The following is a 21,856-nucleotide window of genomic DNA, read 5'->3' on the forward strand; positions in this document are numbered from 1 at the left end:
GGTTTACATTCTTATTTAATAAGGCTGTAAACTCCGCTATAAAAATTTCTCAGTTGTATATTTCATTTGAAAATACAACTCCCATCTACTGGGTGCTACAAACATAATGCTACCTCCGAATGCATTAAGCAAATAGTATATAATCACTATAATTGCTTAGAAAGGATTATAAAGACTGAAAAAAGCAGAAGCTAAGATGATTGCAGCTGAAAATGTTAAAGGTGCAGCTTTTCTTATTTTTGCCATAATATACCCTCCTTTTAATGAATTTTCTAACGATTTAATCTTTAATGATATTATATAATGACTATTGACGAAATGCTTCACTATTTATTAAATACGGAGGAAAATTATCAATGTGTCAAAATATATTGATAATTATTAGTAAATAGTTAAAAAACAATTTCTAATAAGCCTTTCAATAGAACAATCGTATTTTATACGTGTAGTAATAAGCTCTTAATAATTGGAATTCAATCTTTGTTTTGGTATAATAAAACAATGAATATTCTTGGAAGTGATTAAATGAAAAAATACAATCCTATGATTATATTAATTATTGTTACTTTAACTATAGCGCCATTGATTTTTATGAATTATGTCTTAGTTTATAATTCTGATAAAGGTAATAATGGTCAGTTGCATTATTATTATAAGTCAGTGAATATAGCTGAGGTAAATTCTGCTATTCCAGTAGATTCACAATGGAGCAAAACTGGTTGGAGCAGCTTCAATATACCTGGTAAACCTAAAGTTAATAGCAATAATTATGTCTGGATTAAAATTAGTATTCAAGGCGAGCCTATTAAAAATGCAGCCCTGATGCTTAAGGCTTATGATCAGATTTTTCAAGTGTATATGGATAAAAATGTGATTTATAGCTATGGAAGCTTTAATAAAAGCACTTTGAACAATACCATAGGGTCTCCTACTCATTTTATTGACCTGCCTAATGATTATTCAGGCAAGGATTTATATATTAAAATGTACTCCTCTGAAAAAGCAAATATAGGATATATTAGAAGTATTAGCATAGATGATAAAAACAAATTGGTTATTAATATGATAAAAACTAATCTTATGCAAGCTATATTAGCTTTTATATTCATTGTTATCGGATTATGTTCAATACCGCTGGGATTTATAAGGAAAAGCTATAAACCCATATGTATTAATTTTAGTGCAGCATGTATAATCACTGGAATATGGCTTCTATCAGATGGTGAGATTAAACAAATTTTCACATCTAATTATACTTTGTGTAAGTATATATCTGGTACCGCCTTTTACATATTACCAGCCATATATTACAATTTGATTAAGCACATATTAAATAACAGATTTTCTAAATATCTTTTTATAATGGCTAAGTCTCATGTTATTTTTGTTTTAGCTGCATTTACAATGGATTTTTTGAGAGTAAGTTCGATTATTCTAGTTCAACCTATATTTTTTATTTTGTTTGGAATAAATATGCTTTTGCTTATTTATATATTGATTGAATCTTATAGGGAAGGAAATCAGGCTACAAAACTTATATCTTTAAGCTTTTTCCTTATGTGCTCTTTTGCTGTTGAGGATTTAATAAATTGGAATTTGAATGTGAAGCATATACCAATATACTTTTCTCAGTGGGGGATTTTTATATTTATAATAACACTTATAATTTTAATGCTTAGAGATATGCTTAATAATGAAATGAGAGCTTATGAGTATTCTCAGAAGCTTAAGGAAGCCAAGGTAAATGACAGATTAAAAGCAGAGTTTTTTTCAAATATATCTCATGAACTAAGAACACCCATAAATGTGATTTTGAGCACAGTTCAGCTTCTAAATTTATTTTCCAGAGATGGCAGCTTAAAAAGTGAAAATAGAGACATTGATAAATATCTAGGAATAATGAAGCAGAACTCATATAGGCTAATAAGGCTGGTAAATAATATAATAGATATAACTCAAATAGATTCAGGATATTTAAAACTATCTATGGCTAAACATAATATAGTGGAAATAGTAGAAAATATAACTCAAGACGCAGTTCAATATATTAAAGATAAAAATATCAGTATCACTTTTGATACTGATGTGGAGGAAAAAATAATAAGTTGTGATTCTGAAGCAATAGATAGGATAATGCTTAATTTATTATCTAATGCAGTGAAATTTAGTAAGCCTAATGGTAAAATAATTGTAAGTGTATGCGATAGAGAAAGTTTTGTAGATATAATAATCCATGATGATGGTATTGGAATTGAAACAGATAAACAGAATATTATATTTGAAAGATTTGCAAAGGTGGATAAATCATTAACTAGAAATAATGAAGGCAGCGGGATTGGGCTATCAATTGTGAAGTCTTTAGTTGAAATGCATGGGGGAAGAATTGCTTTAGAAAGTGAGTATGATGTAGGAACTACTTTTACTATAAGTTTACCTGCGAATAAGAAGATAACTTATAAAGAAATTGCTATGAAAGAAATCAGCACAGCCCATGAAGAAAAAATAGATATAGAGTTTTCGGACATATATAATAACTAGCAAAAGAGCTGCATTATATTAGAAAGCAATCTAATATAATGCAGCTCCTTTTGTTCTATATTAAACAACCGCACATTTTTGTAAGCTTATTTCTTTTTGCTCATTTACATGTGCAGATGCATATTCCTTACAAAATAACGCTCTAATATATCCTCGATCCGTTGTGGTTGATTCAATATAAAAACCTCTTCCATAATAAAATCTTACAAGTGAAAACATTCGAGAAGCGGTATGCAGATAAAGCCTTCTTATGCCTAAGGTTTCCATATATTCATCTACGGCATTCATTAATATCTTGCCAACACCATTTTTTTGGTAAGATGAGCTCACACCGAAACGGCTAAGGTAACCAGTTTTGTCAGGTTTTATTTCAATTCTGACGCTTCCAATTACAGTACCATTACATACAGCAACTAAAACCAATTTTGACATTACATCATTTTTTATAATTTCATAAGTTTCGCAAAGTGCAGGAAGAGTTATTTTTATTTCTGCGTCTCTTGAATAAGATCCAAAAGCTTCCTTAGTTATGTTTTGAATTTGAGGAATATCATCCTCTACAGCCTTTCTAACCACAAAGACCATTTGTTCCATCGATCTACCCCCAGTATTAAAATATTCTAAATAAAAAAATCAACTTATAATCATGTGGATACAAGTAAATAATTACTTTTTAATTAACAGCTCTCCAATATTCTACATAATAAAAGCTTAGAATATTAGAATTAATAATACATGATTTTAAGTTAAATGGTTAATACAAAAATATATAAACTTACTGTCTGCGTGTAATTATACATCGATATGATTAAAAATGCAATAAATAATATAAAAAAAATATTGAAAAAAATTAGGGCCGTAAATTGTAAAATTGAGAGTGCAATACTGGATTTTTTGAATAATATGTAATAGAGAGATTATCATATATTTTTTATAGGTGATAGTTCCTTAAAGAACTAAAGGAGGAGATAGAGTGGGCTCATGTGCAAGAAGAAATTGTTGCAGACCATGCTGCAGGCCATGTTGTGAACCTATAGTAGTAACAAATGTAACCAGACCGAGAATAAGCAGAACATTGTTAGCTGGAGCGCTTCTAGCCTTGCTCGCAGGTACTTTTGTGAATAATGATCCCAATGTGAATACTAATGTAATAAATATAAATAGTGATCCTATAGATGGTGATCCCTGCGATTGCAATTGCAGCTGCAATAGATGCTGTTAAAAATTAAATTTTAATAAGTTAAATATGTATCCAAGCTCAGTATTAATTCAACAAATTGAAATTTTAAGTTGAAAGTAAAGTGGTGAGCTTGGATTTGCATTTTTAGAAGTAGTTACAAAAATCAATATTTGATGCTGTGAAGATATTTATAAACATACAATAATATGCATAAAATATGAGATGATTTTGAAAAATAAGTATTTTCAATATACATGTATCATTATCAATTAGTAATAATTATTGACAATAATATTTTACTATGATAAATTTAGATTATCAAAAAAGTGACATTATTTTCAAATAAGTTTTAAATTGAGTAGGCTGTAAATAATATATAGTAAGGTGATATAATAATGAATGATATATATATGAGACAGACAATTTACTTAGCTAAAAAAGGAATTGGCTTTGTAAATCCAGATCCGCTAGTAGGGGCTATATTAGTAAAAAACGATAAAATAGTTGGCAGTGCCTATAAGAGTTTTTACGGAGAAGATGCAGTTATAAAAGCTATAGATAATGCAGGTGAAGATTCCGCCAATTCGGAATTGTATACTAATTTTGAGCCTGATTGGGAATCAGTTTTTAAAAGCGGTGTAAAAAGGATATATATTGGAGCCTTAGATATTAATCCAGATAAAGATCCTAAAAATATAGAGCGTATTGCAAATTCTGGAATTGAAGTGATTACTAACGTATTAAAACAGGATTGTGAAAGCTTAAATGAAATATATTTGCATTTTATAAGTAAAGGGACTCCCTTCGTTTTTACCAAGTGGGCAATGAGTTTAGATGGTAAAATAGCAACTAGGACAGGGGATTCAAAATGGATAAGCGGAGATGAAAGCTTAGAATTTGTTCATCATCTAAGACAAAGAGTGGCAGCTATAATGGTTGGAGAGAATACAGTACGCAAAGACAACCCTATGTTAACCACAAGATTAAAAGGAGTTAAGATATCCAATCCTGTAAGAATAATATTATCTCGGCATGGAGATATAAATATGGATGCCAATGTTTTAAAAATAGATGAGAGTATGAAAACAATAATTGTGGTATCTTCAAATATATCAATTGAAAAAGAAAATGCATTTTTAAATAAAGGAGCTGAAATTATAAAATTAGATGAGGTCAATGGAAGAATAGATTTTAAGGTAATGCTGAAAGAACTTGGAAAAAGAAAAATAGATTCCTTATATATAGAAGGAGGGAGTGGAGTTTTAGGGTCAGCTTTTGAAAGCAAAATAGTGAATAAGGTATATGTAGCAGTTGCACCTAAAATAATAGGAGGAAAAGAAGCTGTTACAGCTGTGGCAGGCAAAGGGATAGATAAAATGGCTGATGCAATTGTATTAAATAAAGTAACCCACGAAGTTATAGGCAGCGATGTCATAATCAGTGGATATATAAATAACTAAATAGGAGGGTTTTTATGTTTGGAAGTATTGAGAATGCTTTGAATAGATTTAAGAATGGAGAGATTTTTATACTTGTGGATGAAGAAAGCAGTGAAAGCAGAGGATCATTAGTAATGGCTTCTGAAAAAGTTTCAAAAGAAGCTATTAATTTTATGATTAAAAATGGAAGAGGCTCAATTTATGTTTCATTGAAGGAAGATAGGTTGGAAGAACTAAATTTCCCCCAATTTAATGGAAATAATAATTTGAAAAAGGTAGATTTAACAGTATCGGTGGATTTCCAGGACACAATTAGTGGAGTATCAGCTGATGATATAGCGCTAACAGTACAAAAGTTGGCTGAAAATCCACAGGGTTCGAAAAATTTTAGGATTCCAGGGCATGTATTTCCTACAAAAGCTTTAAATGGAGGAGTGTTAAAAAGAGCAGCTAATGCTGAAGCGGCATCAGATTTAGCAGAATTATCTGGATTATATCCTTCAGGTGTAATATGTGAAATACTTACAGAGGATGGATCTATAGCATTTTTTCCGCAAATAAAAAAATTTGCAGAGGATCACAATTTAACGATAATATCTATAGAAGATTTAATAGCTTACAGAAGAGAAAGAGAATGTTATGTGGTTAAGGAAGCAGAAGCTAAGCTGCCTACAGCTTATGGTGATTTCAATATGGTGGGATTTGTGAATAAGCTTAATGGAGAACATCATGTAGCACTTGTAAAGGGCGATATAGCAAAAGATGATGAAGTTCTTGTTAGAGTTCATTCAGAATGTCTTACTGGCGATGCCTTTCATTCACTTAAATGTGATTGCGGAGAACAGCTGGCTTCAGCTTTACATGCAATAGAAAATGAAGGAAAGGGAGTTTTGCTTTATCTAAGGCAAGAAGGAAGAGGAATAGGACTTATTAATAAAATAAAGGCATATAAGCTTCAAGAAGAAGGCTTAGATACCGAAGAAGCAAATCTTGCATTAGGTTTTCCAGCGGATATGAGAGATTATGGAATAGGCGCCCAGATATTAAGAGAATTAAATGTAAGAAAGATAAGATTAATGACTAATAATCCTAAAAAAATAGTTGGGCTTAAGGGACACGGTATTGAAATAGTTGAGAGAGTTCCATTAATTATGAAAACAAATTTACATAATGAAAGGTATTTTAAAACTAAAAGAGATAAGATGGGACACCTTTTCTAATTATTAATGACAAAAGATAAATTTAAAATAAAAAACCTGCATGTAATAGAGGTTTAATTCTGTTCACGCAGGTTTTTGTATTCATAGCTTTAACAATTTATGGTCGTAAGGTTTAGTTTGTAATTACAAATTTAGTCCTTTTCGTCTATCTAATATTATCTTTTCAAGCCTATTTGCAGCTTCTGTAACATCGTCTTCAAGGATTAATTTTCCTCCAGTTAAGCCTTCCAAATCCTCTGTTAGAGTTTTTGTTACAATTTCACTTCCTTCTATGAAAGGAGGAATAGCTAGATGTAAAGGAAGTCCTAGAGCTAGCCCAAAACAGCCGTCTGCAAGAGCTTGCTCTTCTAGCCATTGAGGTGCAGATAAAACAAGAGGAAGCTGAGGGATATCTATATTTAAAAATTCTGCAAGCTCAGAGGCAACTATTTCAAGTCTTCCTATAGCAAGACAAGGGCCGAAGTTCAATACTGGAGGTATGCCAAGGCTCTTGCAGACTTCTTTTAAGCTGTCACCAGCAAGCTCAGCAGCAGAAGGAGACATTAAGCCTACGTTTTCAAGTCCACCGCTAGAACAGCCAGCAGATAGAATTAAAATATCTCTCTTTATTAGTTCTTTTGCAAGCTCCACAGTAAATACATCATGTCCCTTAGCAGTAAGATTAGAGCAGCCCACTATTCCTGCTACTCCCTTGATTTTCCCGGCAGCAATTAGATCTACTAGCGGTTTCCAGGTTCCGCCTAAAAATTCTTTTAAGGATCCTTCACTTACACCAGTTATTACATCGTCAAAGCCATGATTCATTGGAATATTTATCTTTACATCTTTTCTTCTGTTAGTATAACTATCTATAGCCTCATTTATAATTCTATCTGTTATAGCTTCTCTTTCTTCAAAGCTGTAATTTACATAGTCTGCATTAGCCTTTTTAGCCACGTCATCTATGCATAGCATTTTAACTTCAAATTCGTCGGCTATAGGCTCAATACCTGGAAGAGTACAGTTGAATTCAGATACTATCATATCAATTCCGCCTGTGGAAATCAGCGCTTCACTTGTGAAGTTATTACCAGCATGTCCTGAGAAAACTTCTTTATAATGCTCTCCTCTTAATTGAAGATCCTGTCCCACACAAGTGCATCCAACTAATTTAAAGCCCTTTGCACCAACAGCTTTAGCCTTAGCTATTACGGAATCTTCTAGTAAGTAATCCTGAAGATGCGCTATCATAGAATGCTGATGACCTGTTATCATTATGTTTATATAATCAGTATCAACTACTTTAAATCCTACCTTTGCAGGTCTTATAACTGGTTCACCTAGCATAACGTCATTAAGAAGGTTTGTAAGAGTAAGTCCATAAAGACCAGTAGAAATACCAAGATTTAAGCAGTTAACAAGCATATCTACAGGATCGCTGTTTAAATTTGTGGAAGTTTTTACTACGGCATCAAAAACCTCCGCTTTTGCTCCTCCAGGAAGAATATTAAGCTTCTGCCATAATTCATATCTTGGCTTGTAGGCTAACTTCTCTACTAAGTCCATCTTTTCATATCTAGGTTTATATAAATCTTTCAGTACCATATCTGCTACTGAAATAGCTTTCTTATGTAAGTCCTCTTCTTTTATACCAAAAACTTGGGACAAATGATTCAAAGTTTTTTCGCCTTTTATAATACCCTTGCTCTCTCCGGTTTTCTTTAGATTCAAAGCAGTAGTTTCAACAACATGCAAATAACAACCTGCACCAGCAGCTACAGCTCTTAAAAAGTTTCTAGCAACTATGGTATCAGCATTAGCTCCACATATACCTCTTGGAGATTTAGGAGTTATTCTGCATGGACCATTGGCACAAAGCTTACAACAGACTCCTTGCTTACCAAAATTACATTTTGCCTTCTGACCTTCAACTCTATGATGAGAAGTCTCTACATTAGAATTGGCAATAAAATTCTCAAGAACCTTATCAGCGCTGCTGCATAGTGTACAATTTCCACAAGTATTCATTTAAAATTTCCTCCTTGAATATATAAAATAAAAATTTGATAAATAGTATACTAATTTGGTATAGTATTTGCCTTTAAAAAGAGGAATTTTTCATTCCTCATTTATGTTCTATAGGTTATTTTGAAGGATACTCTAAATTTTTAAAATTTATTTTACCTAATTGGGCAAGAAGATCAATCTGTACTTGACTTAGAGCATTATGAATTTCACATTTATTACTTCTATGCACATTGCAATAAGATGGGTCATAAATGCATCTATTTACGCAAATGGGACCATCAATAGCTTGAATAACATCCTTAAAGGTTATATCTTCAGGAAGTTTATTTAGTGCATAGCCTCCATTTACACCTCTATAAGATTTTATAATGTCAGCAGTTATAAGCTTTCTAAGCAGTTTTAATAAAAATCTAAGTGGCAAGCCTTCATGCTCTGCTATAGTAGCTGCATCCATTTTGTTATCATAACCAAGCTTGGAGAGATAAAGCACTACTCTTAGTGCATAATCAGCTTCTTGCGTTATTTTCATAGGTTTTCTCCTTTAAAGTATACTCAATTGGTATAGATTAAGAATAATATTAGCTAAGCGTTTTGTCAATATATAAAATATTTTTTATTAACAAAACAGTGGAGCTGTTGCACAATGAAGATAAAGTTATTTTAAAGAGAAATAGATAAGAACACATTAATGAGTAAAAATTAAGAAGCAAAAGTAAAGGCAAAAATTCAACCTTGCTGAATTTTTTATAAATTTATAATTATTATTTTCCTCAACTCTTACTTCTTACTTGATTCAAATTATTGTTTAATAAGTTATTATAAATATTGTTTTTCAAATTCTATATGGTGATCCAAGGAGTACTTTGGTTGTAAATCATGAAAAATGAACAGAGCTCTATATTCATTTTCGGATACTTTTTCCACTATTTTTGCATTGAGAAAGTAGCAGCTTTTAAATATAAAGGACAAAGAAACCAAATCGCCTACATCTAAGCTGTTATTAGTCTTAAATCGCAGGCCCCAACAAGAAAGATCCACAGTAAAGCCTTTAATGACTTTTTTTCCGTGAATAATATTTAGAAAAATCTTAGTTTTTATTCTAGAGACAGTTCGAGCGTCTTTTAGTGTGGATATCATAAGCAATCTCCTCCTACAATAAAGTTAGCCGTTACTGTAAACGTATTCTTTATGATTTTATTTTACCATTAATTAATAAAGATGTAAATAAAAATTCTGAAAATTATAAAATCTATTGACAGTTATATATATTAAGAGTAAAATGTTTTTAAATTCGGTGAAGAGAAGAGTAATCTATTATCAGTAATCAAAGAGAGCGGGGATTGGTGGGAGCTTCGCATGAAAGTAATTGATGAAGGACATCTCAGAGAAGTTTATTTGAAATGAGGCCTCAAGTAGAGTAAATCGGAAGCCACCGTTAAAGGGCGTAGAGTTAATCATAAGGATGGTACCGTGAGATATATGCTCACTCCTATTTAGGAGTGGGCTTTTGTTTTTTGGATTCGTTTTTTAAATCAGAGTTGATTTTTACGCTGAATTAAAACATTTCTTTTGTACTATATGTATAATCCTTTTGATTAAATAGGATGGCACCGCGTAACTTCGCTCCTAAATTGGAGGGAAGTTTTTTTGTTTTAGTATATATATGTTTTAAAAAGAGGGGAGTTTGGTTATGGAAAGATTGTTGATAGAAAATTTAGAAGAAAATATCGGTAATAAAGTTTTATTAAAAGGATGGATTCACAGAGTAAGAAAGCTTAAAAATATAATTTTTGTTATTCTGAGAGATAGAAGTGGACTTGTACAATGTGTTGTCAGTAAGGAAATGGATAGTGCTGAGCTTAGAAATGAAGCTGTGGTAGAAATTCAAGGAGTTGTGCAAAAATCAAATAATTCACTGAATAACTTTGAAGTGGCTGTGGATAAAATTAATATAATTTCTAAATCGGAAGAGACTCCTATAGAGATAAATAAAGAAGAAATGGATATTAATTTAGATACTATGCTTAATAATAGAGTGTTAAGTCTAAGAAATCCTAAAAATAACGCTATTTTTAAGGTTCAGCATATATTGTTGGAAGGTTTTAGAGAATTTCTTTCCAATGAAGGCTTTACTGAGATAATTACACCTAAAATTGTTGCTGAAGGAGCTGAGGGAGGGACTGAACTTTTTAAAGTTAAATATTTTGATAGAGAGGCCTATTTGGCTCAAAGTCCTCAATTTTATAAGCAGATGATGGTAGCGGCAGGATATGAGAGAGTATTTGAAATAGGAAACTTTTTTAGAGCTGAGGAACATGATACTAAAAGGCACCTCAATCAATTTACCAGCATGGATTTAGAAATGGCTTTTATCCAAGATGAGAAAGATATTATGGACATGGAAGAGAAGCTATTGAAGCATATAATAGACAAATTATCAAAGGAGGGCAAAAAGTATTTTCAGCTCCTAAATGCAGAAATACCTAATATGGAAAAATCCATTCCCAGGATAACTTTTCAACAAGCGGCAGAAATTTTAAAGGAAAAGTACTCTAAAATTGTAGAGGGAGATGATCTAGATCCAGAAGCAGAAAGGCTTATAAGCGAATATGCGAAAGATAAGAAAAATATCGATTTTATATTTGTAACAAATTATAGCAGAAATAAAAGGCCTATGTATACTATGCCTAAGGGACAAGGGACAAAGTCCTATGATTTAATATTTAGAGGAATGGAGATAACCTCTGGAGGACAGAGAATTCATGATTATGAAATGCTGGTAGAAAGCTTTAAATTAAAAGGATTGAATCCAGAGGATTTTGGAAGCTATATAAATATTTTTAAGTATGGAATGCCTCCTCATGGCGGAATGGCTATTGGGCTTGAGAGATTTTTAGCTCTTCTTTTAAGCTTAAATAATGTGAGAGAAACCTCCATGTTTCCAAGAGACAGAAATAGATTGGTACCATAGAATACAAGTTTTAAATCATAACAAATAAATTAAATCTTTATTTCCATGTGATATAATAAGAATAGAAATTTGCAGCTGAGGTAAAAAGTAAGAAGTGGGGTCAAAATTAGCCTGCAGCAAATTTATAACTCTGTACTATTGACTCTTACTTTTTACCTTATTATAAGGCTATGGAATAAAGAAGGTGTGAAAGTGAAAAAATTTAAAAATCTGATAATAACGGATTTAGCTACTTCTGCTATTTCTATTGTTAATGGGGTGCTAAATATTATTGAGAAGAGGAATTTGCTTGCTTTTTTATGGATTTTGTTATGTGCATTCTGGGGCGGTATGGCTTATATTCAATACTTGAATTTAAAAAAACATAATAACAAAATACATATACCTGAAAATGTAGAACAAGTTAATATGTAATGAAATAAATAGAGCTTTAAGGCAAGTTTTTTTTCCTGGTCTTAAAGCTCTATTAAGCTTTATTCTAGATACTTAAGAGTTAAATAAGCGAAAAGTCTTGAGGTATTAGGTATTACATCTTCATCCACATTGAAGTTTGGATGATGAAGTCCATAAGTTGTATTCTTATTTTCGTTATAATTACCTATATGAAGGAACACTCCAGGTGCTTTTTCCTGATAGCAGGAGAAATCTTCTCCAATCATGGTTGGCCTTTCTATTAAGGTAACTTTGTCATTACCTAAATAATCTTTAGCGTTTTTCTCCACAAAGGCTGTTAAATCAACATCATTTATAACAGGAGGACAGAATGCCTCATATTTAAATTCGTAGGAAGCTCCATTGGCTTCACACAAGCCTTTTATGGTACTTTCCAAAATTGAAGGCACTTTTTTTCTTGCAGCATGGCTTAGAGTCCTTATGGTACCTTCTAATTCAGCAGAGTCCGGTATTATATTATAATTTGATCCAGCGTTGAATTTACATATGCTTACTAAAACTGGTTCTAATGGATCTATTCTTCTTGTAAGATCGTTTTGAATCGAGTTATAAATTTGGCAACCTATAGAAATAGGATCTATGCAATTTTGAGGAGTGGCCCCATGACCTCCCTTACCTTTTATTATTATCTTAAAGGCATCTGGTGCTCCCATCATGGCTCCATATTTTACTCCTATGCTTCCGCTGGGGATATCTGGCCATATGTGAGCGCCTAAGGCTATGTCTACTTTAGGATTTTCCATCACACCTTCTTTTATAAGAAGCTCGGCCCCTCCAGATCTTTCTTCACAAGGCTGAAAAACAAATTTCACATTTCCGTGAAGTTCTTCTCTTAATTTGGATAAGATCATAGCAGTGCCTATGAGCCAGCTAATATGAGCATCATGACCACAGGCATGCATAAGGCCAGGATACTCGGATTTGTATTCAAGTTCATTTAATTCTTGAATAGGTAGGCAGTCCATATCAGCCCTTAAAAGTACTGTTTTACCTGGATATTTACCTTTTAATAAGCCAACTACTCCAGTTACAGCTTTGTTTCTTTGTACTTCAATATTTAATCCTTCAAGTATATCAGCTATAAGGGAGGAAGTTCTATTTTCTTTAAAGCCTATTTCGGGATGCTTGTGAATATCCCGTCTTAGTGCTATAAGCTCTTCTTTTATTTCTTGAGAAATTTTGGCTATTCTATCTGAATACATATGAAATCAACTCCAATGCAAACTATATGATAGTGCATATTATATCATGAAGAATTTAATTTGGGACTAAATAATAAAAATTTTTTGAATTTAAAAAATAATGAGTTGACAAATGGAATAAAAAGAATATAATGAAGTATAGAAAACATATAAGAATAGTTGGAATACTGTGAAGAGAAGAGTAGATGGAAGTAAGCCTTCAGAGAGAAGCTGCCTTGGGTGTAAGCAGCTTTAGGTGGAAGTTCATTGAATTGCATCTCTGAGTACTGGTTTGAAATTTAGTAGATGCCAGCGGGTACGCCTGTTAAAGCGTTGAGGTATGATAGTACCAAAAAATGAGTTTTTGCATATTTTATTTGTGCAATAAACAGAGTGGAACCGCGGGATATACAACCTGCCTCTGTAACGGAGGCAGGTTTTTTTGTTTTCAAATTTATATAAATATAAAGCTATTTATTAAAGTAAGCCAAAATAAAAAATAGAGGTGAGTTAAATGAGTTCAGTAAAATATTTTGATTCCATAGCTCAAAATTGGGATGTAATAAGAAGTGAGTACTTTGAAGAAAAGCTGAAGTATGCTGCAATTTCAAAGGTTGATATAGATTCTAAGGTGTGCGCTGATTTAGGCTGCGGAACTGGATTTATATCCTTAGAGCTTGCTAGAAGAGCAAATATAGTATTTTCTATGGACGTTTCTACAAATATGTTAAAGCAGATATATAATAAGTCAAAAAATGAAAATCAGCATAATATATATCCTATAAAGGCCTCTATGGAAGATATACCTTTATTTGATAATTCTGTAGATGTTATATTTACGAACATGGCTATGCACCATGTGGAAAATCCAGCAGCAGCTATGAAAGAAATGAATAGAATATTAAAACCAGAAGGAAGAGTAGTGATTTCTGATGTTAAAGAGCACAACGGAGAATGGGCCAGAGAAGAAATGTTTGATGTATGGCTTGGTTTTAATAATGAGCAAATTGCAACATGGCTTAGAGAAGCTGGATTTAAAAATATAGAGATTGAAAACACAGATTTAAGCTGTATAGGCTATTCAAGCAAGGGTGAAAGAACTGAAACAGGAATATTTATAGCAACAGCAGTTAAGTAAATAGGCTCTGCTTTAAAGCAGAATCAATAAAATAAAACTTTGGAGGAATAAACATGAATATTGAATCATTGTTAATACATGGGGGAATTGATGGGGATGAACTTACGGGTGCAGTAAACGTGCCTATATATCAGACTTCTACTTACAGACAAACCGCTTTAGGAGTGCACAAGGGATATGAATACTCAAGGACTGGTAATCCTACTAGAGCTGCATTAGAAAAACTTATTGCAGACTTAGAGAAAGGCTATGCTGGCTTTGCCTTTGCATCGGGGCTTGCAGCTATATCAGCTGTGCTTACATTATTTAAGAGCGGGGACAAAATCCTAATTTCAGATAATGTTTATGGCGGCACCTATAGAATAATAGATAAGATTTTTACTCAATTTAATTTAGAATATAAAATAGTGAATACTTCAGATTTGAAAAAGGTTGAAGAAAGCGTTGATGCTAAGACTAAGGCAATATTTATAGAGACACCTACAAATCCTCTCATGAGCATAACCGATATAACAAAGATATCTTCACTTGCTAAAAGTAAGGGGATACTAACAATAGTAGATAATACCTTTATGACACCTTATCTTCAACAGCCAATAGAATTAGGAGCAGATATTGTGGTTCACAGCGCTACCAAATATCTTGGAGGTCATAGTGATTTAATTGCTGGACTTGCTGTAGTGAATAATAAAGAATTAGCTGAAAGGCTTCATTTTATACAAAATGCTACAGGAGGAATTTTGAATCCTTTCGATGCTTGGCTGCTTATAAGAGGTATAAAAACCTTAGGAGTAAGATTGGATAGACATATTGATAATGCTATTCATGTAGCAAATTATCTTAAAAACCATGCTGCGGTAGAAAAAGTTTATTTCCCAGGGTTTCAGGATCATGAAGGCTATGAAATTCATAAAGCTCAAAGCAGAGGAGCAGGAGCTATGCTATCCTTTGTATTGAAAAAAGAATATGACTTGAACAAATTCTTTGAAAGTCTTAAATTGATTACCTTAGCGGAAAGCCTTGGGGGAGTGGAATCCTTAGTGTGCCATCCAGCTTCTATGACTCATGCCTCCATACCTTATGAAATAAGACAGGAAATAGGGATAGTTGATAATCTCATAAGAGTATCTGTGGGAATAGAGAACAAAGAAGATATAATTCAGGATTTGGATAATGCTTTTAATGAAGCGAAATTATAGTTTTGGGGATGAATGTTATGAAATATGTTAATGATTTAAGAGAACTTATTGGAAATACACCTATATTAAAAATAAACAGCTTGGATGTGAAAGAGGGAGTAAATATTTTTGCAAAGCTGGAGCAATTCAACCCAGGAGGAAGCGTTAAGGACAGAATTGGGGTATTTATGCTGGAGGATGCAGAGAAAAGAGGGGCATTAAAGAAAGGGTATACAATTATTGAAGCCACCGCTGGGAATACAGGGATAGGAGTGGCTTTTGCGGCTTTAAAAAAGGGATATAATATTATATTCGTGGTTCCAGAGAAATTCTCGGTGGAGAAGCAGCAGCTAATGAAAGCTCTTGGGGCTAAAATCATAAATACTCCGAGAGAGTTTGGCATGGAAGGTGCCATAAAAAAGGCTGAAGAACTTCTTAGAACTACAGAAAATTCCATAGCTCTTGGCCAGTTTGAGAACCCTATGAACCCATACGCTCACTATAAGACTACAGGACCTGAAATATATGAAGCATTAGAAGGTAATATAGATTATTTTATAGCTGGTGCTGGAAGCGGGGGTACTTTTACCGGTATAGCTAAATATTTTAAAGAGAAGAATAAGAATATAAAAAATATAATAGCTGATCCTGAAGGCTCTACTATAGGAGGAGGAGAGGCAAGCTGTTATCAGATAGAAGGTATAGGAAATGATTTTATACCAGCAACTTTAGATATAAAGCTGGTGGATGATTTTATTAAGATTAATGATGAGGAAGCCTTCAAAATGGTTAAGGAATTGGCATTAAAGGAAGGGCTTATTGTAGGATCCTCTTCAGGTGCAGCTGTGGCAGCAGCAGTAAAGCTTTCAAAAACTATAGACAGAGGAAATATAGTTGTGGTGCTTCCAGATAGAGGAGACAGGTATTTCAGCAAGAATATATACGAATAGTAAAATATATGGGAAAAGGTGAGCTATTTAAGATACATTAGCTCACCTTTTGTTAATGAAAGCTGCATCAGCATTCTTTTAAAACATAGCCTATTTTAACGCATTGTCGAAAACTTTCTTGATTTTTTCTTTTGTAGCTGCACCCTCATGGAGCTTTTCTCCATCTACGTAGAATGTAGGAACATAATAGTAATCATATGAATTTGCTAGATCAGCCTCAATATTTTCATCTATTTTAGTAATAGCAATTTCGTTATAAGCAGGATTTTCATCCTTTAATTCCTTTACCCAGGATAATGCTTGCCTGCAGTATGGACAAGTTTCCTGAACAAACATAAGTACATCTTTCATAAGAATTCCTCCTTCTTAAGTTTAAATATTTTAGGTTATGTTTTAAAATGTTGATATTATCGTTTGAGTTCCTTTAAGAAAAACGCCTTTATCAACATCCTTTTAAAACATAGCCATATTTTATTATAAACATTATTGCTAATGATTATCAATGCCAAAATGTAATTTGATAAAAATAATTATTATATATCAAAACATGTTGAAAGCTTATAATTAGGCTACATATTAAATAAATATCATTAATACAATAGTTAGTGAAATAAATGTTGGGAGAAATTTCATGGAAGTTAATTTTATACTTGAGGTACTGGAAATAGCTCTTTTAGATTTAGCTTTGTGTGGTGACAATGTAGGGGTTATAGCTTTAGCCACTAGAAATCTTCCTAAAAAATATGAAAGACTAGCTAGTCTAATAGGCATAACTGGTGCTATTCTTCTAAGAATATATTTTGCTATATGCGTATCTTTTTTTCTAAAGATAGACAAAGTACCATTAAAATTATTTGGAGGAATAATTTTAATAAAAGTTACTTGGGATCTTATTGTGCCAGATAAAAAGGAAAAAGAAAAAGAAGTTAAAGAATCTGAAAAATTTTGGGATGCAGTGCTGGCAGTTATAATAGCTGATATAAGCATGAGCCTAGACAATGTACTTGCCATTGCAGGAGCAGCTAATGGAGATATGCTGCTTATAATGGCTGGAATAGCGCTTAATATACCAATAATTTTTTTCGGAAGTCAATTTGTTGTAAATATGATGAGAAAATTTCCTATAGTTATATATGCAGGTGCTGCTATACTAGCATATACCTCTATAAATATGATAACCGAAGATACACTTTTTATGAAATATATTAAGCTTCCCTATGCCATAGATATTTTTATACCCTTCATAGCTGGAGCAATGACTATTTTATATGGACTGTACATGATATATTTTTGCAACAAGATAAACAATTGAGACTATTTTATATCGCTTAGCAAAGATGATTTTTTCTCTATGGAGTAAATATATAATCTGTGGAGAGCTCTAGTCATGGCTATATACAATAGTTTTGTGTCTAATTCATTGCTTTTGTACATATTATCGGAGGCGTTAGCAATTATAACTACGTCAAACTCTAAACCTTTTACCAGATAGGATGGTATTATGACCATTCCTCCTGAATACTCTTTTTCATTTCCAGATATCATTGAGACCTTCTGATTAAGCTTTAAAAGTTCAGCTTTTAAAGCTTTGCTCTCTTTAAGAGTTTTGCATATTATTGCTATGGATTTAAAATTTTCTTTTTGACTTGCTTCAATTTTTTCTACTATATCTTCCGCAACAGCTTTTATAGAATCTTTTTGTTCCACAATAACGGGTTCTCCGTGTCTTATTACCGGTTTTGCTAGAGGAGCATTTAAGTTATCTATATTTTTTATTACAGTATTTGCAGCATCCATTATTTCCACAGTTGTTCTATAACTTTGCTCCAAAGTCATAAAATCAGATTCTCCATTGAAAATTACTCTATTTAATTCATTCCAATCTTTAATTCCTCTATAGGAATGAATTCCTTGACAAAGGTCACCTAGTATAGTGAAACATTGTATATTGATTATTTTTTTTAATACAAACAATTGAAAAAGACTAAAATCTTGAGCTTCGTCTATTAGTATATGCTTAACAGTAAATTTTTCATCTAGACCAAGAAGCTCGTATTTTAAATACATTAAGGGAGCTAAATCTTCCAAATCTAAATAATCCTTTTCAAGCACTTTTAGGGTATAGCTTCTCAATTCTTTATAATTTGAATACTTTGAGTATATATTTTCTTCGTAAATTAAGTTTTTATAGCATTCTAAAGGAGAAGGAATATTTATTTTCTTTATATAGTCATTAACAATGGTTTTTGAAGACTTTTTGATTTCCTCTAATAGCTTATCTCTTTTATCCAGAAGCTTGATGATAGCTTCTCTTCGCTTAGGTGAATCTTCTAGTTTAGATTTAATTAAATAAAGCTTGTGATCGTAATCGTAATTTATTTCATCTAATATGGAATCTTTTTTTAGTTTGATGCAGTTTATCATATGTTTTTTTATTTCTGCTATTCGCTTCATAAAGGGAAGATGATTATAATCCCTTAAGAATAATTTGTTTATTTCTTCATAAGACAAAAGACAGAAGGAACCTATTTTAAAATCGCAGTGAGGAATAAAGGAGGTTTCTATATCTCTTATATATTTTTTTATAATATCAGCGAATTTCAGAGAAGATTTAAAATTTGAAATAGCTTTAATTTCTTCATTGATAATTTTTTCTTTTTCAGAGGAGTTTTCAACAAAATTAGCCAGTTTTTCGTGGGAAGGCAGAAGCTTTAGTTTTTTTCCTATAACATTTTCTGCTAGATCTTCAAAAGTACTTTGGAGTACATTTTCCACACCTAGGTCAGGCAGTACCTCAGATATATAACTTAAGAAAAACTTATTTGGGGCTATTATCATAAAGTTTTTAGGAGATAAACTTTCGTGATTGTATAGGAGGTAAGCTATTCTATGGAGAGCTATAGTAGTTTTTCCTCCTCCAGCAGCTCCCTGCACTATAAGGGGCTTCCACATATCTGCACGTATAACTTTGTTTTGTTCAGCTTGTATGGTTGAAACAATATCTTTAAGTCTGCTATCTTTACTGGCACCAAGGCTTGCCTGAAGAAATTCGTCATTGGTGGTTATATCTATGTCGTATATTTCGGATAAAATTGAATTTTCAATAACATATTGCCTTTTTAAAGCGATATCTCCTTTTATTTCTCCCTCAGGGCACAGGTAACTTGCTTTTCCTATTCTTCCTTCATAATATAAATTGGCTATTGGAGCTCTCCAATCCGTTATGAGAATTTCGTTATCTTCATCCTTTAAAAGAGACATTTTGCCTATATAGATGTTATCAATTTTATTAGAAAGCTTTTCCTTAAAATCAACTCTTGCAAAATACGGCTTTGACAAGCTTTTTTCTACACTTTTTAGTTTATGCTGAAGGCTTTCCTGAAGAGTGGAGTTTATGATAAGTGAATTGAATTGTTCTGCGTTATCTGAATTGTAGTGTCTTGTACCATAATCTACCTCCTTATCTACTTTTCGCTTTTGAATATCAATTCTTTTATTATATTCTTCTAGATATTCAAGAATAAAATTCAGTTTCTTAAGTTCTTTAGAATAATGCGGATGATTACATGCGGGCATTTTCTTTCCCTCCATTTGAAAAATTTATTGCCGTGAGTAATACATATTTTACAAGAAATAAAGTGGAAAATAAAACTTATTAAAACCATTAATTTATAATGCTGAAAGTAAGACATACAAACTTATGCCACAAGGTGTTTTTTTCTTACAATTAATAGATTTTTCTTGACAATCCATGGTTTTTATATTATGATAATAATATAAATTGACAGTAAGATATAATTTGGTGCGAATAGTAGCAAAAATAAATAGAAAATTTACAGAAAATGTAAAATTTATTGAAACGTGAGGTAAGATTAATGAAATCTTATCTTTTTTATTTTTTGAAAACAAAAAAGCGGTTTCCCGCTATTTAATAAATCACTTTCCAGTTATTATTTACAGTAGCTTCTATAACTTTTCTTTCAAGTATATAGTTTGCTATAAGCTCAGACATATCTAGAGGAATATCAGCAACTACTGGTTTATCCTTATACATGTAATAATCTCCGCCGCCGCCAGCACGGTAATTATTCATAACTACATCAAATTCTTCCTCTGTTCCAATAGGCTTACCGTTTTTTGTGAGTTTTGTGATTTTTTCGCCTTTAGGTTTAGAAGCATCTATAATATATTCAATTCCTTCCCACATATCATAATTATAGTGTTGAATTTTAGGGCTCATGAATTCAGGGTTTACGCCAATTTCACCGTCTTTAATGCAGAAATAGGATGCACTTTTTTCAAGCGCTGCTTTTATGTCTTTTCCTTTGAGTTTTAAAACCTTTAGAGTGTTAGGATAAATATAATTTGATACGATATCTCTCATGGTCACATTTTCTCTGAAACCAACACATTTATTGTCAAAAAGTGCAGTGTTAGAAATAGAAGCACCAGAGGAACTCATCTGAACTTTATTTATAAACTCTATTAATGCGTTATCTTTAAGTCTTAATTTGAAATGATTATCGATAACCATATTTCCGTTTATTCTTCCCATAGGTTTGTCAAGCCAATTTTGAGTTCTATTTTCTATATCTTTTACTAAATCAATAACTTGCTCATCCACTTCATATTTAGAGGAATCTATTAATTTAGCGACTTTGCTGATGATTTGCCACTTATTATCTTTTTTTTCTAAGGTAAGGGTGATCTTAGACAGATATTCACCGTTGCAGCTAGGCTGACAGGTTATAATTCCATTTACTAAGGCATTGTCTATTTTTCTGTGCTGATGACCAGTAAGAAGTACATCTGCATGCTTTACCTTTGACAGGATCTCATAACCTTGATTTTCACCAGTAAGGTTTTCAGTAGGCTCTCCTGTGACTAAATCTCTTTCAAAGCCTCCATGGTAAGAAATTATAACGATATCAACCCCAAGGTCTTCCTTCAGATATTTAGCTATAATAATAGATTTATCTACAGGGTCTTCAAAATTTAAATTGGATATTTCATTAGGATTTTCCCAGTTTGGAATGTACTTTGTTGTAACTCCTATTATGCCTATTTTTAATCCATTATCAAATTCTTTTATGATGTAGGAATTGCCACTCAACGGAGAGGAATCATTTTTAAATACTATATTAGCAGAAATCCAAGGAAATTCAGATTGGGCAAAAGCCTGCAGCAGATATTTTTGACCATAGTTAAACTCATGATTTCCAATTATAGCTGCGTCATATTTCATGTAATTCATGACATCTATTACTGGATTTTTAGAAGCCTTATCTATTTTAGCGTGAAAATAAGTTAAAGGAGTTCCTTGCAATATATCGCCGTTATCTATAAGCAAGGTGTAGGGATTATTTTCTCTTTCAGAATTTATAATTGAAGAAATTTTTGCTAGACCTTTTTGATTTTTACTATTATCGGCATAGGCAATTGGCAGCACGGAACCGTGCACATCGCTAGTATGATAAATATTTAGGTCTATTGTATTAACTGTATCCATATTTTTTTCCTTTCATATTTCTTTTATATTGATCTTTATTGTGCATAAGCACCTTATTTGTTACTTATATTAAAATTATTATATCAATTCAT

General features: G+C 32.1%; 18 protein-coding genes and 2 other annotated features. Of the genes, 10 read left to right on the forward strand and 8 right to left on the reverse strand.

Features of this window, described 5'->3' with window-relative positions:
* Positions 1-525: 525 nt before the first annotated feature.
* Positions 526-2,538: an ATP-binding protein gene (locus IAI10_RS11030; protein ID WP_315673317.1), complete on the forward strand. Its 2,013-nt coding sequence runs from the start codon at positions 526-528 to the stop codon at positions 2,536-2,538.
* Between the two features lie 60 nt (positions 2,539-2,598).
* On the opposite strand, the gene IAI10_RS11035 is transcribed toward IAI10_RS11030, so the two are convergent.
* Complete coding sequence (locus IAI10_RS11035) at positions 2,599-3,132, reverse strand: GNAT family N-acetyltransferase (RefSeq protein ID WP_315673318.1); 534 nt, start codon at positions 3,130-3,132, stop codon at positions 2,599-2,601.
* 379 nt (positions 3,133-3,511) lie between these two features.
* Between IAI10_RS11035 and IAI10_RS11040 the strand changes: the two genes are divergently transcribed.
* The 3 genes from IAI10_RS11040 (at position 3,512) to ribA (ending at position 6,377) form a co-directional block, all read left to right on the forward strand.
* A complete protein-coding gene (locus IAI10_RS11040; protein ID WP_315673319.1) occupies positions 3,512-3,760 on the forward strand; it encodes a hypothetical protein in 249 nt (82 codons plus the stop codon).
* Between the two features lie 353 nt (positions 3,761-4,113).
* On the forward strand, positions 4,114-5,178 hold the full coding sequence (ribD, locus tag IAI10_RS11045) for a bifunctional diaminohydroxyphosphoribosylaminopyrimidine deaminase/5-amino-6-(5-phosphoribosylamino)uracil reductase RibD (protein ID WP_315673320.1): 1,065 nt from the start codon (positions 4,114-4,116) through the stop codon (positions 5,176-5,178).
* Between the two features lie 14 nt (positions 5,179-5,192).
* Positions 5,193-6,377, forward strand: a complete 1,185-nt coding sequence (gene ribA / locus IAI10_RS11050; protein WP_315673321.1) for a GTP cyclohydrolase II — start codon at positions 5,193-5,195, stop codon at positions 6,375-6,377.
* Positions 6,378-6,500: 123 nt separating this feature from the next.
* On the opposite strand, the gene cooS is transcribed toward ribA, so the two are convergent.
* From cooS to IAI10_RS11065, 3 genes are all read right to left on the reverse strand, one after another.
* Positions 6,501-8,384, reverse strand: coding sequence for an anaerobic carbon-monoxide dehydrogenase catalytic subunit (gene cooS / locus IAI10_RS11055; RefSeq protein WP_315673322.1), 1,884 nt, complete (start codon positions 8,382-8,384; stop codon positions 6,501-6,503).
* 115 nt (positions 8,385-8,499) lie between these two features.
* Positions 8,500-8,913, reverse strand: a complete 414-nt coding sequence (locus IAI10_RS11060; RefSeq protein WP_315673323.1) for an Rrf2 family transcriptional regulator — start codon at positions 8,911-8,913, stop codon at positions 8,500-8,502.
* A gap of 287 nt (positions 8,914-9,200) precedes the next feature.
* Entirely contained in the window at positions 9,201-9,521 is a 321-nt protein-coding gene (locus IAI10_RS11065; protein WP_315673324.1) for a PilZ domain-containing protein, read from the reverse strand.
* Positions 9,522-9,669: 148 nt separating this feature from the next.
* Positions 9,670-9,878 (forward strand) — a binding site (T-box leader).
* A 196-nt stretch (positions 9,879-10,074) separates the two neighbouring features.
* On the opposite strand from IAI10_RS11065, the gene aspS reads away from it, so the two are divergent.
* Positions 10,075-11,355 (forward strand): aspartate--tRNA(Asn) ligase, encoded by a 1,281-nt coding sequence (gene aspS, locus IAI10_RS11070; protein ID WP_315673325.1) that lies wholly within the window; start codon positions 10,075-10,077, stop codon positions 11,353-11,355.
* 192 nt (positions 11,356-11,547) lie between these two features.
* Positions 11,548-11,769, forward strand: coding sequence for a hypothetical protein (locus IAI10_RS11075; RefSeq protein ID WP_315673326.1), 222 nt, complete (start codon positions 11,548-11,550; stop codon positions 11,767-11,769).
* Between the two features lie 59 nt (positions 11,770-11,828).
* Here IAI10_RS11075 and IAI10_RS11080 read toward each other — a convergent pair whose 3' ends face one another.
* Positions 11,829-13,010, reverse strand: a complete 1,182-nt coding sequence (locus IAI10_RS11080) for a M20 family metallopeptidase (RefSeq protein ID WP_315673327.1) — start codon at positions 13,008-13,010, stop codon at positions 11,829-11,831.
* Between the two features lie 160 nt (positions 13,011-13,170).
* Positions 13,171-13,415: a binding site (T-box leader), on the forward strand.
* Positions 13,416-13,503: 88 nt separating this feature from the next.
* On the opposite strand from IAI10_RS11080, the gene IAI10_RS11085 reads away from it, so the two are divergent.
* Genes IAI10_RS11085 through IAI10_RS11095 form a run of 3 tightly spaced genes read left to right on the forward strand, consistent with a single transcriptional unit; the run spans position 13,504 to position 16,255 of the window.
* On the forward strand, positions 13,504-14,127 hold the full coding sequence (locus IAI10_RS11085) for a class I SAM-dependent methyltransferase (RefSeq protein WP_315673328.1): 624 nt from the start codon (positions 13,504-13,506) through the stop codon (positions 14,125-14,127).
* Positions 14,128-14,180: 53 nt separating this feature from the next.
* Positions 14,181-15,326, forward strand: coding sequence for an aminotransferase class I/II-fold pyridoxal phosphate-dependent enzyme (locus IAI10_RS11090; RefSeq protein ID WP_315673329.1), 1,146 nt, complete (start codon positions 14,181-14,183; stop codon positions 15,324-15,326).
* Between the two features lie 17 nt (positions 15,327-15,343).
* Positions 15,344-16,255, forward strand: a complete 912-nt coding sequence (locus IAI10_RS11095) for a cysteine synthase family protein (protein ID WP_315673330.1) — start codon at positions 15,344-15,346, stop codon at positions 16,253-16,255.
* A 90-nt stretch (positions 16,256-16,345) separates the two neighbouring features.
* Here IAI10_RS11095 and IAI10_RS11100 read toward each other — a convergent pair whose 3' ends face one another.
* Entirely contained in the window at positions 16,346-16,606 is a 261-nt protein-coding gene (locus IAI10_RS11100) for a thioredoxin family protein (protein ID WP_315673331.1), read from the reverse strand.
* 280 nt (positions 16,607-16,886) lie between these two features.
* Between IAI10_RS11100 and IAI10_RS11105 the strand changes: the two genes are divergently transcribed.
* Positions 16,887-17,567 carry a YjbE family putative metal transport protein gene (locus IAI10_RS11105; protein ID WP_315673332.1) on the forward strand — a complete coding sequence of 227 codons (681 nt, stop codon included), beginning with the start codon at positions 16,887-16,889 and terminating at the stop codon, positions 17,565-17,567.
* A 2-nt stretch (positions 17,568-17,569) separates the two neighbouring features.
* On the opposite strand, the gene helD is transcribed toward IAI10_RS11105, so the two are convergent.
* On the reverse strand, positions 17,570-19,831 hold the full coding sequence (helD, locus tag IAI10_RS11110; RefSeq protein WP_315673333.1) for an RNA polymerase recycling motor HelD: 2,262 nt from the start codon (positions 19,829-19,831) through the stop codon (positions 17,570-17,572).
* Between the two features lie 352 nt (positions 19,832-20,183).
* Complete coding sequence (locus IAI10_RS11115) at positions 20,184-21,764, reverse strand: bifunctional UDP-sugar hydrolase/5'-nucleotidase (RefSeq protein ID WP_315673334.1); 1,581 nt, start codon at positions 21,762-21,764, stop codon at positions 20,184-20,186.
* Positions 21,765-21,856: the final 92 nt, after the last annotated feature.

The organism is Clostridium sp. 19966 (genome assembly GCF_032335695.1).
Classification (GTDB): domain Bacteria; phylum Bacillota; class Clostridia; order Clostridiales; family Clostridiaceae; genus JACTOJ01.